The sequence below is a fragment of the Brevibacterium sp. BDJS002 genome, assembly GCF_028201555.1.
Taxonomy (GTDB): Bacteria; Actinomycetota; Actinomycetes; order Actinomycetales; family Brevibacteriaceae; genus Brevibacterium; species Brevibacterium aurantiacum.
Genome location: NZ_CP116392.1, coordinates 3,302,149 through 3,319,647 on the forward strand (window position 1 = coordinate 3,302,149; position 17,499 = coordinate 3,319,647).

The window sequence follows — 17,499 nt, forward strand, 5'->3', positions numbered from 1 at the left end:
GACGAGAGAAGTCCTCGCGCGACTCGACGCATTTCGATCTTCACCTACGCCGCCGGAGCTTTCGATTAAGAGCCCGCGCCTTGTCAACTACCCTGACGAACATGCCTCGATGCTTTGAAGGCTTCGGAGCAGGAGTCGAATTGCTTTGACTAACTTCGAAACCCTGCCCCTGCTTTGCCACTGCAGACTCAATTTCGACCTGCCGATTGTGCAGCTCATTGATCCGTTGCATCACCACTTGCTTCCCTTCTTCGCCTTCGGCAAAGAGTGTAGGAACCATCGGTGGAAGTTGAGCCTCAGCAACATGAGTATCGAATTCATCGGGTTGCTTCCCCGGGGCAAAACTGTGTCTTAGTCCGTTCTTCTCCAGGAAGCTCGAATATCGCGCCAGAACTTCGGGTACATGTGCCTCGAAATCGCTGTAGTCTGCACGCTCGTAGAGATCCGCCGCATCGATGTCCTTCGCCAGTTCTTTGAAACCCGCGTGAGGTATCTTGTGGTATTCAGCCAATTCGAGAGTGCGGCTGTCATGAGTCAATAGGAATGTCGGCGTGCCAGCAAGGATTCCCGCAACGCTTCCATGAATACGGGTGCCGAAAACGAACTCCTGATTGCGGAGGAAGTCGACCCAAGTTCGCGGGTCCAGTGGGAATCGCATTCTGTCCTCGCGATACAAGGCGTGCCCAGTGTGCGTGGGATTGCGCAGATCCTTCGGGTTCGTCCGATTATCTCCCCACACCATCATCGCGAGATCTTTGTGATTCTGAGGGACGTAGACAAGGTTGGAGTATTTTCGAGTATGTCGATCAACTATCGGTTTCATTGGCTTGACATACGGAGAGACGGTCATCGCTATTTGCGAATCCGGTTGCAGACCGGATCCCGGGCGGTTAACAGTGGGGGTCGAGCCATTCATGAATAGGGAAGGACAGCCGATGATGTCGACGACGTTGTCATCGAATCCGAGCCCCGCGAGGTAGTCCGCAGTGTACTCTCCACGGACTCCGACGCTGCTGGAACGTTCGAGAACGGCCGCCATGAATTTTTGGACGTCACCTGCGATCGGATCATCTGCCAGCGCACTTCCGTCGAGCTTATGTTGACTCCCGACACCCACCACGACCACGGGAATGTCTAGCCGGGAGATCAGCGCAGTCAGGCGCTGCAGGTATTTCTGGAATCCTGGACGGAAGGCATTGGCCAGGGGAATGACGAATTGATCGAAGTTTTCATTTACCCATGCCGCATATTCAGCCGATTGGCCTTTGCGATGACTACGAAATCCATCAGGCGTGATCTCAGAACCAGAAGTGGCCAACGACCGATAGACGGACTGGGAGAACAGCAAGTTACCTGCATTCTCTGCCAATGCTCTCGTTCGCAGAGTTTCTTCGGCAGACAATGCTTCCCAGGGATGCTTGGAAGCCCGCAGGAGTATCTTCGTCATCGCTCAGTCTCTTTCGTATGGATGATGTCGTCCAGCTCTGACTTCTTCGCGTCTATCACGTTCGCTGCACTCTCGATAAAGATGTCAGCGTAACCGTCTGAGTCAAAATCACCTAGATAGTATTTCCGCATTTCGTCGCGGTTCGCAGACAATGGGTCCTCCCCGAGGAGATTTCCGATCATCTCCTCGAGATTGCTCAGCTCATCATTGATTATGTAAGAAGCACGGGACACTGGCGCGTCCTGTTCGAGCTGTTTAGTTGTTCGCCCAACCGACACTATTGCCAGCGGTTTCCGTGACTGCAAGTAGTCACTGGTCACGGCTGAGACATCAGAGATCATCGCATCCGAGAGATTAAAGCACTCTTCTAGCGACATGTCTTTCTCTGCGGTTGCTCCCCAAAGGTGTTCGCGCCCGCTCAACGCTCCGTCTGCGTCGAGTAGGCCACCGATGTGTTTAATCATTCTTCGCGCTTCGGGGAATCGGTAGTTCAGTGTGTGCGCGCGGAAAATCACTGTGCACCCACGGCGCAAAAGTGCAGAGACAATCTCCTCACCTCTGGGCAGAGAATAGAAGGCAGTGTCCTTGTACGGGCCCTTCCAGGTGGGAGCGTAAAGTACCGTGGCGTTGGCAATATCCCCAATTGGAGCCGTAGCTCGTTCGATCTCCTCAACCTGCGGCCTACCCACAATTTCGAACTTCTGTCGGGGGATGTCGACGCCATGCCGCGCATACCGGTCAATGCCGGCCTGGCCGGCTGCAAAAATCTGATCATAGATTGCATGCACGGGGTTGAAACAAGCAGGCTTCTCCGAGTCACCGTGATTGAGCCAAACGTGAGTCATTTCTCGGCGCTCAATAAAATGGGAGTTCTTTCCTGCGTTATTGACGTAGAAGGCCGCCTTTAGGCTCGGAGTGATGACAGTTTCGAGGCTCCGCAGCGTCGGTCGATTGATCACTGGCGCTTCAGTCACGTTCTGTGCAGAACGCATCATTTTCAGGCTTCGTGTTACCACAATGTACGGCCGCCCGATGCGAGCAAAGTATTTGTCCCACATGCCCAACTGATAACTAATGCCCATCGTCGAACCGAAATACACTGCGAATTCCGCGCCATAGCGCTCAAGGATGTCAGGAAGCTGCTCTTCAAGACGAGCGCTGCGAACTCCACGCTCGATGCCGGCGATACAGAAGAAGAGCGCCAGCGCGAAGGGGACGAACGACAGAACCAGCACGACTTCGGCCAGCTGGCCGAAGTACAGGAGGACCCAGGCGATCAGTGTGACGATAGAACTCGACACTGCAACCGTGCCCCGTCCGAACGGCTGGTATCCGCGTGTTTCCACACCCTCCAGATTTCGCGCTTCCAGTCCGGTCACCCGCCATGACTTGATAATGCTCGTCTCTAAGACGATTGAGAACACAAGAATGAGCGAAGCGACAATGATCGCTGACGACCACTCATAGAATGTCACCCATTCATATGCAACGGCGAAAACCATCAACACGCGTGCCGCATTTGAAGCTCGAAGGAGATTGGTCCGACGGCTGCCCCGACGAAATACACGACGGTAGATCAGCAGGTAGCTGAGTGTCCCCAATGCCCCACATGTTGCTGTCACGACGTGTGGGGTGGGAAGAATGGCAAAGACGAATGCCAGTGTACCGAGCAATGCGGGGACCATCGTACGTCCCGCGACCTGCGCCCAGATCATTGACAACAGACTTCGTCTTCGCTCGTCTACGCCTTCGGAATCTCCGTCGGACTGCTCATTCACTGCCGATGTTTCGGAATCTCCAGCTTCACATCCTTCGACGTCTTCGTCGAGATCGGCCACTTCGTTTACAGGCTTCTCGTCAATACACTTGCGGGCAGCGTCTATGAAGTGGTCCGCATAGCCTTCCGCCGGAAAATCTCCGAGGTAGTCGGCACGCAATTCATTTCGGTCCTTCTGCTTCGGATCGTCGCGAAGCAGATCGTTCAGCACGGAGTCCAAATTGCTCAGGTCGCCATTGAGAACATAGGAAGCCCGCGCAATCGGGTATTCTTCGACGAAGTCCGGTCCCTTCGAGCTCACTGCGACCATTGCGAAGGGTTTGCCCGAATAAAGATAGTCGGAAACCACGCTGGAGACATCTGAGATCATTACGTCGGATAGGTTCGAGCATTCCATGACGTCGACATTGGTTTCTGCAGCTGCCCCGTATAGATGTTGCCGACCAGTTCGTCGCGCATTTTCAGCGAGCAATTTGTGAATTTCGTCGATGGTCGCGACGTCTTCCGGGAACTGATAACTGAACGGATGCGGTCGGAAGATCACTCGAGCACCGCGGTCTAAGATCTGTCTAATCATCTGCGGCGCGACGGGCAGGGAATACAGCAGGGTCTCTTCGACGTGCCCTCTCCAGGTTGGTGCATAAAAGACCGTCGGCTCTTCGACTTCCGCTATGTTCCCAGCAAATCGTTCAACCGACTCCAACTGCGGTCGACCAACAATCTCAAATCTGCTTTGATCGATAACCACACCGTGGTCACCGTACCGTCGAGTCGCGGCAGCACCTGCAGCAAACACGTGGTCATACATCGCGTGCAATGGGTTGTAAGAAGTGGGCTTGTCGGAGTCGCCATGCCCGAGGAACACATGCGTGTAGTCGGGGTAACGCACCATCGTGCTGTTGCCGGATGACGCGTTGACATAAAAGACAGCTTTGATCGAATCGGTCAGCACACTCTCCAGCGCGGTTATCCCCCGACGGGCGATAACCGGAACGTCCGTCAACTCTGCAAGCGATCTGGCGGGCCGAACATGCCGAGTAATTACTATAAAGCGCCGTCCAGTACGCTCAAGGTATGGGAGCCACATCATCACTTGGTGCGGCGCGTCGTCAGGCAGAGCAGTGTATATAACGAACTCTGGATCATAGGACGCAACTGCATCCGGAAGATCGCGCTTGAGCACCATATTGCGTTTGATTCGCAGGATAACGGCAACAAGTACGGCCGCATAGAAGATGTCGACAACAACGACCGCTGCAAGCCATAGCGCAGGCCCGGTGCCGAAGAATGACAGCCAGGCTCCGACCAGAAGTACAGTCGCGGAAGTTGTCATCAGCGGGCGCGACACAGCTGGCATTCGAGGCGGAGTGGTAACGCCGGGAAGGTTTCCCGCGAATTCTATTCGCTTCGACACACCTTTGCCCAAAGTGCTCTCGATAAGAATTGGGAACGTGATTGCGACGAACGCAATCGCGGCGATCCACGGGATTTCACTTCCTGACGAGGTCAGGACGAACTGGAGGGCAATTGTGCCTGCCACCAGTGCGCGAATCACCGACCGGTGTCCAAGCGAGGATTTCTTGGCCCACATCCGGAACACGTCCCATGCCAACACGATTGTGATGATCGAAGGAAAAACCCATGAGATTGGCTGAGCAATGGAAATGAACGCTGAAAATGCCACGGCTAGAGCGGGCAGCCCGTAGGAAAATGCAGATCCTATCGTCGACCAAGCGAATTTGGATCCCGCTGAGCGATTCGTTGAATCAGTTGTAACTGTCTCTGGGACTGTTTCACTGCACCTTGCCTTTTGTCCTTACGGTCTTCCCGCCGAGCGATTCGTTGAATCAGTTGTAACTGTCTGGGACTGTTTCACTGCACCTTGCCTTTTGTCCTTACGGTCTTCCCGCCCGCTAACCGCGCCAGTAACACTGTCAGCCATCCGCTCCGGTTCACAGATCAATCCCTGGCTTAGTTTTCAGAGTATTCCGACAGTGGGTCGTCTCTACGCACATCGATCACATGTCCGGTTTTGTTCGATACGAGCACCTCCAACGATGCCCTGGCAACCGTTCTCGACTCGAGCAAAGAACTCGGGTCTTCTGTACCGAATGCCTTGGTTCTCATCGGTGTGCCAGTACGCTCAGGATTGACACAGTTGACTCGCACCCTTTCCGCACTCCACTCGTCGGCAAGTGCCTGGGTTAGGTTGACCGTAGCTGCCTTGGCGGAGCTATAGAGACTGTAGCTTCCCCGCCCCCGCGTGTACGAGCTCGAGGTGAAGAGGAGAAGTGATCCTTGGGTCTTCTCCAACTCGGGATAAAAAGTCTGGGCGAGCAAAATGGGCCCGATGTAGTTGATCTCCGTCGCTTCGTAGATAGTCTCGTCGGATGTCTCATCCAAACGAGCCAGAGGAAGGACACCTGCGGTATTCACTACAAAGTCAACCTGGCCTGTCTCAGCCAGAACCTGATCTCGTGCAGCGATGAGATCATCCCGTCGGTTGATGTGCGTCTTCGTCGACGACCGAGAAAAGGTCTTGACCGTAGCACCGAATTCTGCCGCAAGCGATGCGATATCTGCACCGATTCCGTAAGACCCACCGAACACAGCCATCGTCTTCCCCGCGAGTGCAGACTTCAGCGCATCTTCAGTCGTCTCGTGCTCATTGCGTCCGGGCAGTTGAAACAATTTATCCGCAATATAGATATCAATCGGCTCAGTAACCTTCATATTGCTGTTGTCACCGGCCACAACTGCAACAGGCACTTCCGGCGTGTATCGAAGTACGACAGAGCAATCATCGGTCGCAACAAAGTCCTCGTCCCGAGCGGCTATGTCATAAGCGCGCTGAATGGCAGAAAGCTTGAATGCTTGCGGAGTCTGTCCGCGTCGCAGATTCCCACGGGGAGGAACATCCTTGATCACCGGGTACTGTCCAGCCCCCGCCTCGACTTCAATGATGGTATCGGCGGATGGAATCGCGACGTCTACCGCGTCATTCGTCTCGAGCGCACGCACAACATCGTTGACTATGGAAGGTGCAAGCAATGGTCGGACAGCGTCGTGCAGAATGACATTGCAGTCATCCGAGTATCTGTCCGCGATCGCGCGCAAAGCGACCTGTGTAGTGTCATTTCGTGTCCCAGAGCCCTCGAGAACCGAAGTCACCTTATTAAATTCGTTCTTCCGAACAATTTCATGGACGCGATCAAGATGCCCACGAGCCATGAGCACGATAATCTCATCGATCATCGGATGTCCATTGAAGATCGCCAACGTATGCTCCATGATCGGACGCCCTGCGATCTTGATCAGCTGCTTCGGCGTATCCAGCCCGATCCGTGCTCCGACACCACCGGCCAATATCACGCCGATGTTTCGAGTATCTGCCACGTTAGCTACCCTTCGAATCTATTGAGGTATACCAGAATACGGCTTCTGGCCAAGGAACGATTCTATCAGGCAGCTTCATTACACATGGTATTCGGTGCCACGAAATCTATCCTGCCTAGCCGCGTCTGGTAGGGAAACTCTTCTCTATCACCAAGTTCGCGAACCTCCAGCTTACGAGCGCTTCTCTCAAGGATCGTCCCCGAGTCAACCTACAGATAGGTGAATCCTCAATTATGCGACTTCAGTTCATCGCCGTAGCGGTCACGTTCTCACTTGAACCGCTTTAGAGCCCTCCACTCCAGCGACGAAGTTAAAAACGATGTAAAGTCAAGCCACGGTCGCTACCTTACCGTGCAACAACTACCAATACGCATTGAGGCTCGATGTTCGGACGCACCAAGAAGATCCTTCCAAAAGTTCCAATTTTTGGATTCATCGGAATAATTCCCGAGAATTACGGGGGTCGCACAGCCGCTTGCTTTCAACGAACAAGCGCACTTGCTGATGCAGACAAACGTAGCATCGAGATACTGAATGTTTCGCCCGTGCATGCCGTTGACGTCGACGCACTGAACGCCAAGCTACACAGTGAAGGGCGCCTTAGCCCACGCGTCGCATTGAGAAACCTCTGGAACGACATGCGCACCCTGCCCGACGATCAGCTCGCGGAGTTCACTGCCCGCGCACCGAAGCCCTTCTGCTTTGATGACGACTGCTTAGAACCTGACAAGTCCTCTGTCAGCCGAAGATACGCGACGAATGGAACCTTGCTACAAACAGACTGGTTCCGAACCGACGGTACACGAGCGGTGAGCGACCGCCGCGACGTTGACTCCCCCGGCAGGAGAAGCGGCCGGGCCATTAGTGTCTTCAACAATCAGTGCGAACTGATCGGTCAATGGCAGAGCAGCAAAGAGCTTTTCAAAGATTGGTTCAAATGGATTTTTGGCCACCACCAAACCATACTTATTAGTGACACGCCGTCATATTCATTTATCCGAGACTTCGACAAGAAGTCAGTCAAAGTCATTCAGGCAATCCATAGCATCCATGGGACGCCACCTAATTCATCTACTGGGCGGCTATCAAAGCAGAACTATCCTGTGTTAACTCATATGGATGAATACGACAGAGTAGCACTCCTAACCGCAAGTCAACGAAGGGATTTGGCCGACCTCCATATTGGCTCGAATAACATGGCCGTTCTCCCCAATATGGTTGTACCCCCTTCGGCGCACCACCCAGGAAAGCGAAACCGCTCGTCTGCGGTCATTCTCTCCCGTCTAATAAAATCTAAACGTCTTGATCACGCAATAAAAGGAATATTTGAAGCTTCCAAAATTAATCCTGATATTCACCTTGACATCTTTGGTGACGAAATAGACGCACAAGAAGAACTTGAAAACCTCATCGGCAGGCTTAATCTTGCACAGTCAGTACACTTAAGAGGCTACGATCCTCAAGCCAAACAGAAATTTTCCGAAGCAAGTTTTTGTCTCCTGACCAGCAGGTCCGAAGGTCAATCACTCGTCGTATTGGAAGGAATGGCGGCCGGTTGCATACCAATTTCATACGACATTTCGTACGGACCTCCTGACATCATTACTCATGGCGTCGATGGCTTCCTAGTACCAGATGGAAATGTTGAAGCCCTAGGTAACACCATCGCTTATGTCTCGCAGATGCCCGAGGCCCAGCTTAAAAGAATGCGTAAGGCCGCCATCCAACGATCTCAAGACTTCTCCCCCGCCCAGATAACATCATTGTGGGGTGACACAATGCGTCAAGTGCTGGCCGAAAAGAATCCAACCAAGCCTATCGGCGGAAAGATCAGCTTGCGCCAGATCACTTCAGACGGCCAGTCGTACAAGTTCAAACTTAACCTCTCGGGCGTCCGCGCTGGCGTCACTGACAAGTTGTTCTTGACCTGGATGAGCAGGGACTCACACTCAGCAGTGTTCGGCCGCGAACCTGTTTGCACAGATAGCGCAGCGAAAAACTCCGTAAGTGTCGAGGCCCCGCGTTTGCGCGTAGCTGGTGGGAACGTAATTGACTTTTATGTCGATCTCAAGGTTGGCAGCAGGACTCGACGAACTAGGCTCCCTGCGAATTTCGACCAGGTGTCAGACCGCACTGGGGGTATCGAATTCTATGTTACAAAGAACGGTTTCCTCAGTGCGCGCATCGGCTAGCAGATTCGCTGGCTGCTAGTCCTCCTTAAGTCCACAAACTATCTGAACGATTACGCGTTCTCAGTAACGCCTACACATACAGCAGCAACGATTTTCTGAACAACCGACGCATCGGTTCACTATAGATTGGACTCCGGAGAGCCAGAGAGTTATCAGCCGTCTGCTGTGCGAATTCGCTTACGCAAGACACCTAGACAAGAACTTCGCGAACCATGCGCTACTGACATCGATCACGCGGGCACCCAGAACTTTCCTTCGGTGGCACGGGGTACGAACTTTTTTTGAATTTCCCTATAACTCTTTGCTCGACGGCCCAGATACTTGACCGTCGAGCACACGAGCCGACACCAGTACCGGGATTGCTGCGCCTACTTGACTGTGCAGCCGCGGAATTCTCAAACTTGGCCTTCTATATAGTGTCGTCCACGTCAGCTTCTCATGTGCGCTCGCGCTAGTATCCATTTACAGGCAGGTAGCTTCGCCCACTGGAATAATACAAGTTGGGTCAGAAACACGACAAAATCTTCGCTTACTTACCTTTCGGCTTGTCGACAAGCCGCTTCACATATCTCTTGGCCCGTTTTGAAATCGGCACATCGAGTCTGTCGATAACTTTAGCCTGTGCTTTCACAAGCTTCTGAGTCTCTGCCAATTCTGATCTAAGCTTCTTCATCTCATCCGACAACCTTTTATCCACAGATTTTACAGTCACAGTAGGTTTCTTCGTATGAGGAAGATCAGATTTAAACGCATAGCGCATGCGACTATTGTCTGTCTTTTTGCCCTGCCGTAGCCACCAGAGACGAGAAGCCATTTCTCGCCGTCCAGCTTCTCCTTCTGCCAGTATCGGATGCACCATCGGCGGCAATTCAGCTGCCGAAAGCTTCTCGTCATAATCGTTCGGCACGGAATCAGACTGATAGATGTTTCTTAGGCCATTTTTACCAAGGAATGCAGTAAACCGATCAAAGGTCTCCGCGAGCCCAGCATGGAATTTGGAGTAGTCAGCGTATTGGTAGAGATCCTCTGCGCGCGTGTTTTCTGATATTTTATCGAGCGGGACATATGGAATTTGATGGTAGTCGGCGAGTTCGCGAGTTCGCGAATCGTGGGCCACGAGAAGTGTGGGTGTCCCGGACAAGATGCCAGCGACCGACCCGTGGATTCGGGTCCCAAGCACAAAATCGAATTTTTTCAGGAACTCAACCCAAGTGTCCGGATCAAGTGGGAAATGTACTTGATCACGCACATGAAGCAGACTATCTGGATTGACTAGGCCGTTGATCGCGTTCTGCCGACCCCGTGGCTCGGCCCACACCATTGTGTTAAGATCCCACGAATTCTGTGGAATATAGCTAAACCGTTCGAAACGCTCGGCATGGTCGCGGATGACGGGAACCATCACTCCCGTTTCAGGTGACGCAGACATCGCGAGCGCTTTCTGTTGTGAGAAGTCATCCTCAAGAGCCCGGACTGTGGGATTCGGACCGTACATGAATATTGAGGGACAACCGATCACATCCACATGTTCTTCGCCGAAACCTATACGTTTGAGATATGCGGACGTCTCTATTCCTCTGACTCCTACACTCGCAGACCGGTCAAGCACGGCTGACATGAAGCGTTTCACATCTTCGTCGAGATCTGCATTACGCTCGTCTCCACCGTTCAACGGATGCTGACTTCCGACTCCGACGACTGTGACAGGAATATCCAGCCCTTCAATCACTCGAGTCAGATTTGCCAAGTTGCGGCGAAAAGATGGGCGAAATGCGTTTGCCAGTGGAACAACGAAACAGTCAAATTCGTCATTGATGCGCTGAATGTACTCATCGTCGATTCCGTCACGACCGGAATTGAAGCTGTTGGCTACCACTTCAGTTCCTTCAACGCTGAGAGCCCGGAACATCGACTGCCCGAAAAGGAGATTTCCAACATTCGTCGCCAGCACGTTCTGCGTCAAGACGGATTCAGTCGGAACAGGGACCCACGGTGCCTTCGCGGCCCTAAGTAGTAATCGTGTCACCGGCTCTTCTCCAAACTAGTTGCAATATCGGTAATGACAATCTAGCAGGTGGAATCACATGCTTGGCCCGCACCAACTGCCGCTACGGGACTGTTCTATAGTTTCGACTCCATTACGGCCAATTCATCTGTGACGGTCAGGACGCGGAGGACACCTTGTATGGAATGTCCTTCTCTATCTGATCGGGGGACCAGCTCCACACATGCCGACGACCGAAGATTGATCGATGAGGCTGCGTGCTCTCCTTCGTCCTCAAATCAGCGTGATGTGTCTCTGCACCAAACCTCATTATTTGACGAATCTCGTGCCAGAATTCTTGCCTTGGCCATAGTCCTGCCACGCCCGTTTTGCCGGATCTTTCCTCATCGAAGCCCCAACGATATGAGATCTCCCAGTGCGCGGTTCTGTGACCGCACCGGTTGAAAAGCTTCGGACCTGACATTACGTTTGGCCGGCCCATATTCCAGTGGCAACGCGATGTTGTGCGGCGAATGACCCTCCACACCCACTGCCTACACCATTCGAGTACGATCAAAGCTGATCGGTTTCACAAAGAACGAGCAGGTCGTTTTGTCTTGGAGCCGTATCATGAAGGGCGGCAATATTTTGAGCCTGAGCCGATAGGCCCATACCGTTCTTGAGAGGTCCACTGTGAAACATTTGCTTCGTACGACAGCATTGAAGGCTGTGCGCTCGTCTGCGTGGAAGAAGACCAGCAAATGGATCAGGGGAGCGGAACGCTGGCAGCAGCTCGAAGACGAGTTCGACGGGAGCTACGTCAGGGCTGAGGTCGTCGTCTACTTCGGCGATCGCAAACCCAAGTTCTATCAGCTGAGCCAATGGATACCTGTCCTCGAAGAACTGCACCGGACTCATCGAGTTGTCCTCGTTCTGCGCAAACCATCGGCTTTGAACCAGGCTCGAGAACTCACGCGATTGCCCGTGGTACTCAAACGCCGTTTCGACCCGCTCCACACCTTCTACCATGCCAATGACTTCAAATTGGCCTTGTACGTGAATAACGGGATGTCCAACTTCCAATCCCTGGGGTTTGCCCCGATGGTTCATGTGCATATCAATCATGGCGAATCCGACAAGCTGAGCATGGTTTCCAACCAAGCGAGTCGTACGACAAAGTGTTCGTCGCTGGTGACGCTGCAATCAATCGGCACCGTAAATCACTCGTTGACTTCGACGAGTCCGTTCTGGTGAAGGTCGGCCGCCCTCAGTTGGATATTGACAGGCCAGCAGAGTTAGAACCCTCAGCGTTGACAACGATTATGTACGCCCCAACGTGGGAAGGGGAAAACGATGCTAACAACTACACCTCGGTAGACCTCTTCGGCCCGCAAATCGTCGAAGCTACATTGAGTCTCGATAACACCCGGGTCATCTACAAGCCTCACCCTCGCGTGGAAACGTCGAAAGACAGCGCAGTGGCGGAGGCGAACGCACGTATCATCGAACTCATCGACGGCGCGAACGAATCGATCGCAGACGAGACTCGGCAGCATCAGGTTCTCATGGAAGGTGACATTCTCGCGATGTTCGACGCTGTCGACCTTCTCGTCACAGATATATCCAGCGTCGGCCTCGACTTCCTCTATCTGCAATCCGACAAACCATTGGTCCTGACCGATCGACGCGACGATTCCGGCAGGCTCAATGAGGAAGCACCGATCAGTTTGGCCACTCCGATCATCGATGGTTCAACGGTGGGCGAGACGAGTGCGCTTCTGCAGAAGATGCTGACCGACGATACTTCGGCAGAGGTCCGCCAAAGGCTGCGGCGCTACTATTTCGGCGAAGGTGAGAAAGGCACGTCAACCGTCCTCTTCACGAAGACGATCAGCGAGCTGATTGCGAAGAGGACTTCGGCATTGGAGAACTTCCATTTCGAGAAGAGCACCAACTCTGAGGCGAACGACGAATAAGATGCTCTCGGTTCGTCCCAGCTCAAGTTCTCGGACGAACCGAAAGATTTCCGTGTCTTGTCGAGTACCATTCGTGACTTCCTGAGGACTCCGGGGTGAATTCCTTTGGAGTGCTAATTCTCCGCTTCGCATTCCACGGATCCAGAGGGCGTCGCAGGAAGACGTCAAAGACCTCGCCCACCGACTCTGAGAACTTCTCATCGTCGACGATAAACGTGAGAATGGTCCTCCTACCGAACTTCTTCAGTTCGACCCTAGGATCACTGCATAGAACGTAGGAGTTCAGCTTTCGGCCAGAGAGGACGAGCTGAGCTGATGCTGCAATCCCCCCATCAAGTTGATTAACCTCGATCTCAACTCGAGAACCGTGCTGAGTTGGCGAGACGTGCACCTTCTTGACGTCGATTCCCTTACCGATCTCGCCAGCATTAATAATGGGTAGATGCGCAGGCCTCGTCTCTGCCAGGACCTTCTGCCAGCGGTGGTAGCCTGCCTCCGGAAGGTACCGTTCGACGGTGTCCACCGCTGCCACACGCATCGACGAAATCCGATCCGGTTCAAGCTCGAGGAAGGTCTCAATCCGATCAGCAAGAGCGTCAATATCGCCGAACGGTGTGATGAAGCCGTTCTTGCCTTGCTCGATCAGATCTCGTGGACCGTAGGTGATGTCATACACGATGGGAATGCAGCCGGCTCCCATCGACTCCATCAGCGCCAGTGGGAGCCCCTCACTGGTGCTGGTCAGAACCGATATTGACGCAGACTGCAGTCGTGCTGGAACATCATTGACATACCCTGGGAGCTCAATTCGATCGCCGACCTCGAGCTCTGCGACAAGCTTCTCAAGAGGCGGGCGCTCGGCACCTTCTCCAAGGACGGTGAGAGTGACGTCCACTCCTCTATTCTTCAATTGAGACACAGCTCTGATTGCGTGGTCCACGCGCTTGAGACCAATAAGGTTCGCGACCATCACAATACTATTCTTCGGTCGTCCGGCAGGACCCTCTGACGCAACAGCAGCGGGCGGAAGTTCACCAGTGAGGAGCTTGATGTTCGCACCGGAGAGCCCTCTATCAGTGATCGCTTCGGCCTGCTGCTTGGTTTGGACCCCGACGATGTCGAAGCGATCGAAGTTTCGCATGGTCTCGACTCGCCGGGGGAGAAACTCACCGTGGGCACCGTTCCACGGCCGGCGAAGGTGGGAACCGTGCATGAATAGGACGAGGGCAAATGATCTGCCCGAGATCTCGTGGACGAACTCGCTGATCTTCTTGTCGTCAACGATGAGCACAGCAGGCGTTTCCGTAACCACGGCTTCAATCCACGCGTTGTAGAAATCCCGTGGTCGACGCCATTCGGCCATTGGCTCTCCCGTCGACGAGTGGAGAATGAAGCGACGACCGATCTTCGAGTCCTGCACATCGGCCAGCAGCAGACTGCCATCGGCTCGTAGGTAGTTTCGCCGAATGATCCGGCCTGTGCTCGGATTGCGGAAAGCATCGTAGAAATCGGTGATGCTCTCGACTTCACCGTCTTCCTCCGGAACAGGGTTCGCGGGTGTCATACCCCCGAGTTCTGCGAACTCGGCGTCGGACCTGTCGCGCAGATCTTGCCAGATGTTGACCACGCGGAGATCCTCGGTGATACGACCTTCCGCCAGTAGCCGGTCTCGGACTTCGTTTACATCCATTCGCGAACTGAGCGTGAGCAAAGTCTGCGACAGAGGTCGACCGAAACTCTGAAAGCTTCGGATTCGCCGCAGTGCCGCAGTTGTCATCCCTCCAAGGGACCCGGAAATTCCCCAAATCGCGTTATATACGTGAACCTCGTCCGTACCTAAGACGGCTGGGGCCTCCGATGCTCTGGATACCAAGTCGTCCGGCGCTGAGCGGAAGAGTCGGGAGACGAGACTCATTTGTGTCCTCCTTCTTCATTCATCGCAGCATCTGTCTCTGCGGGTCTCATGTTGGCAATGCCATATGACCGAGGTGACGAGTCTGACCCCGCCAGTTGACGATCCGGGGGCTGTCCGAAGTCTCCCAGTGAGCACGGACGTTCCAGTCGGCGTCGAGCTCGGCATAACGTCCGCCGACCGCGACCTGAAGTGAGTCGACGTAATTGATGCCCACGGACTTCAGCAATCCGACGACTCGCTCTGGTACCCCTTCGCTCCGCAGACGGGCAAGGTCGAGAACCGCAATCTGAGGATCGAACACAATGAAGTCTTCGTTCAATGTGCTGTGGCTGGCAAAGACGAAATCCAGTGCCCCCACATGATCGTCTTTGAAGGCGCTGGCAATTCGTCGCATGAGAGTGAGACCGCTGGTGCGCGTCTTCCTGACATCTTGTTTGGCGCCGAGCAGGGAAGAGCTTAGGTTCGTCCGGCTGAGTTCTGCGACATCCGCGAAGACCTCGGCCGCGGCAGGAAGCACCACGAGACGATCGTGATCGGAGAAGAGCACAGGCAGAAGAGCCTGAACCAGGTCCTCTCGAGCAGTAATTCCCGAGTAGGAGACCGCCTCGAGGCTGTGAAGAGTCCCGCTGGAGAGAGTCGCTCCGATCTCAGTGACACGCTCAGCATCGAGAACACCGGAAGCCAGCCACAGACGATAGCGACCTGAAGCGTTCTCGTCGATGGACTTCGCCGCCGTCTCGACCAAGGACTCCTCACCCTTATTCACGGACAGGTAGACATCTGTCGTTCCAGCCTCGGGCTGCGGCTGGTTCGCTGCACTCACCACCGAAGCGAGCTCGCCACTCGTCTCATCGGGGAGGGAAGCCTCCGCTAGGTATTTGTCGGCTGCCGCCATATCGTCTTCGGTGATCTCGATCCATTTGGCATAGATCTCGTCTTCCGACGCACCTTCTGCGATGAGCGGAATGATGATGGCCAGTTTGTCCAGGATGCCCGTGCGAATGGTGTCGAACTCGGCATCATTGATCCCGTACAGTCCGCCAAAACGGGAGTCAGACTTGTTCTTGGGTTCGAATTCGACAGTGGCTCCCACCGATCGCGCGGGAAGATTGGCATGAAGTCGTGAAGTCAGTACACGCGAGTACTTGTAGGCATAGTCGGAAACCCAGCTTCGTGCCAGCTCGAGATTCTCGGGGAACGATTTGTCCCTGATCGCGGTCACGGTCTGCTTTCTCGACGGCCCTTTGCCGCCCTTCATCCAGTCGACGCGAAGAGTCCCTGAACGCTTGTCGCGCTCTTTGGCGGGGAAGAGTGTATCGACGGTCGTCGTCAAGCATCCGGAGAAGAATGCGGGAACACCGACGGCTCGCAGCACAGCCACCGATTGCCAGTCGCGGCACCCGACTGGTCCGTACTTCTTCAGGTAGGCGATGGCGTCGGGAGTCAACATCTCCGGGTACCGCACGAATACCGAGAGAAGAATCGGCCGCAGGTTGGGATGGAATGGAATATTGAAGGACTTGCCGAAGATGTCGTGCATATACCAGCCGAAGGAGACGTACCAGGTGTCTTCTGGGATGTCCTGGTAGACGTTGCCGTCCCGGTAGACCTCGACAAGGTTGAGCTCGGCTTCGGGGCCGGCATACTTTCGCTCCTGCTTCACGGACTTGCGCAGGTTCGCGAAGAGGTCGGTGAGCCCTGTGTCTCCCGTGAAACTGAGGTTCTCGTACCTGAGGAGATGACCAATCGACGCAAGAGTCTGAATGTAGTCGCCGATGTTTCGCGAGCGGATTCCCGGCTGGTCGTAGCTGAGAACTCCGAAGTTCCTTTTGCCCGGCGTCGTCGGCAGCGGCTGCAGGTGAACGCCTCCGGGAAGCCATTCGCGCATTCGCATGAGTTCGTACTTGACAGCTTCGCTGAGCTTGTCTTCACCCCAGGCGAGTCGGCTTTCCAACAACGTGCGGACATGGTCGAAGGCATCGATGCAGAATGCTGATTCCGCGGTCCGCAGCACAGCCTTGGAATTCCATTTCTCTGTATCGCCTGTCTGGTTCGACCGTTCGATGAGAGGAAGAGCCTCGTTTCCGAGGGTGTCGATTGCGGTCGGGTAAAACTCGAGCGCGGCAGCAGTGATGAGCTCACGATCGTCGATTCGTTCGAACTCGTTCCAGGCCGCCTCCGGATTCGAGGCACGATGATAAGCCATACCCAACAGAACACGGCCGATCTGCTGATGCTCAGGTCGACGCCGCAGGTTGAGCCCGATCGATACCGCTTCGCCGTGGAGTCCCGCGTCGATCAGCGCCCTGCCGGCTTCGACCATCGAGGCTCCCAGCGATGATCCGCTGATCAGGGACTCAGCGAGAATCGAGTCCGCATTGAGTCGTGCAATCTCACGTAGCTTGGCGTCGACTTCCTTCTTCGCCGGAGCCACGGTCCATCCGTCGACGTCTCCAGCAGTGCGGCCTTTGAGCGCCGAGGCCAGATTCCGGTAGGAACGAGCGGTCTCGAGAGCGATCTTCTTTGCGCCCTTTGCCGAACTCGGTGAGCCTGCGGTTCCCGTTGCACCACGCTCACGAACATACTTCGTTCCCGAAGCTCGTTCCACAACAGGCAGAGCACGGCGGGCAATGCCGTGGACGACGGGCTTCACCAGCTCTCGCCCTTTGCCGATGAGTTTGTCCTTTGCGTTTGCCTGTTTGCTCACTCGCCTAGTCCTTTGCAGAAGTTTGGGTGATTCGCTGATTGTAACGATGAAAGTCTGTCGTTGAGTGTCAGTTTGCTGGCCGCATCGAGAATGCGGCTCCTGTCC

9 protein-coding genes are annotated in these 17,499 nt (G+C 54.4%); 2 read left to right on the forward strand and 7 right to left on the reverse strand.

The features are described 5' to 3' along the window. Positions 1–40 precede the first annotated feature (40 nt). The 3 genes from PGC08_RS15335 to PGC08_RS15345 form a co-directional block, all read right to left on the reverse strand. Positions 41–1,447: a polysaccharide pyruvyl transferase family protein gene (locus PGC08_RS15335; protein ID WP_271708811.1), complete on the reverse strand. Its 1,407-nt coding sequence runs from the start codon at positions 1,445–1,447 to the stop codon at positions 41–43. Beyond that, positions 1,444–4,908: a CDP-glycerol glycerophosphotransferase family protein gene (locus tag PGC08_RS15340; RefSeq protein ID WP_271708812.1), complete on the reverse strand. Its 3,465-nt coding sequence runs from the start codon at positions 4,906–4,908 to the stop codon at positions 1,444–1,446. Before PGC08_RS15340 ends, PGC08_RS15335 begins: the two co-directional genes overlap by 4 nt. Before the next feature lie 287 nt (positions 4,909–5,195). Further along, positions 5,196–6,620 (reverse strand): bifunctional cytidylyltransferase/SDR family oxidoreductase, encoded by a 1,425-nt coding sequence (locus PGC08_RS15345; protein ID WP_271708813.1) that lies wholly within the window; start codon positions 6,618–6,620, stop codon positions 5,196–5,198. Between the two features lie 383 nt (positions 6,621–7,003). Between PGC08_RS15345 and PGC08_RS15350 the strand changes: the two genes are divergently transcribed. Further along, positions 7,004–8,812: a glycosyltransferase gene (locus PGC08_RS15350; protein WP_271708814.1), complete on the forward strand. Its 1,809-nt coding sequence runs from the start codon at positions 7,004–7,006 to the stop codon at positions 8,810–8,812. A gap of 529 nt (positions 8,813–9,341) precedes the next feature. Here the strand turns inward: PGC08_RS15350 and PGC08_RS15355 are convergent. Both PGC08_RS15355 and PGC08_RS15360 read right to left on the reverse strand, forming a co-directional pair. Further along, positions 9,342–10,775, reverse strand: coding sequence for a polysaccharide pyruvyl transferase family protein (locus tag PGC08_RS15355; protein ID WP_271708815.1), 1,434 nt, complete (start codon positions 10,773–10,775; stop codon positions 9,342–9,344). A gap of 594 nt (positions 10,776–11,369) precedes the next feature. Next, positions 11,370–11,921: a hypothetical protein gene (locus PGC08_RS15360; RefSeq protein ID WP_271708816.1), complete on the reverse strand. Its 552-nt coding sequence runs from the start codon at positions 11,919–11,921 to the stop codon at positions 11,370–11,372. Between the two features lie 197 nt (positions 11,922–12,118). Between PGC08_RS15360 and PGC08_RS15365 the strand changes: the two genes are divergently transcribed. Continuing rightward, positions 12,119–12,772, forward strand: a complete 654-nt coding sequence (locus tag PGC08_RS15365) for a CDP-glycerol glycerophosphotransferase family protein (protein WP_271708817.1) — start codon at positions 12,119–12,121, stop codon at positions 12,770–12,772. 22 nt (positions 12,773–12,794) lie between these two features. Here the strand turns inward: PGC08_RS15365 and PGC08_RS15370 are convergent, their stop codons facing one another. Both PGC08_RS15370 and PGC08_RS15375 read right to left on the reverse strand, forming a co-directional pair. Continuing rightward, the gene (locus tag PGC08_RS15370) at positions 12,795–14,687 is read right to left on the reverse strand and encodes a glycosyltransferase (RefSeq protein ID WP_271708818.1); all 1,893 of its coding nucleotides are present in this window, start codon (positions 14,685–14,687) and stop codon (positions 12,795–12,797) included. A gap of 46 nt (positions 14,688–14,733) precedes the next feature. Next, complete coding sequence (locus PGC08_RS15375) at positions 14,734–17,394, reverse strand: hypothetical protein (protein WP_271708819.1); 2,661 nt, start codon at positions 17,392–17,394, stop codon at positions 14,734–14,736. Positions 17,395–17,499 lie beyond the last annotated feature (105 nt).

Coding starts and splice junctions, on each gene's coding strand:
- PGC08_RS15335 (WP_271708811.1), bottom strand. CDS start 1,447: ATGACGAAGATACTCCTGCGGGCTTCCAAGCATCCCTGGGAAGCATTG.
- PGC08_RS15370 (WP_271708818.1), bottom strand. CDS start 14,687: ATGAGTCTCGTCTCCCGACTCTTCCGCTCAGCGCCGGACGACTTGGTA.
- PGC08_RS15350 (WP_271708814.1), top strand. CDS start 7,004: ATGTTCGGACGCACCAAGAAGATCCTTCCAAAAGTTCCAATTTTTGGA.
- PGC08_RS15360 (WP_271708816.1), bottom strand. CDS start 11,921: ATGATTGATATGCACATGAACCATCGGGGCAAACCCCAGGGATTGGAA.
- PGC08_RS15365 (WP_271708817.1), top strand. CDS start 12,119: ATGTACGCCCCAACGTGGGAAGGGGAAAACGATGCTAACAACTACACC.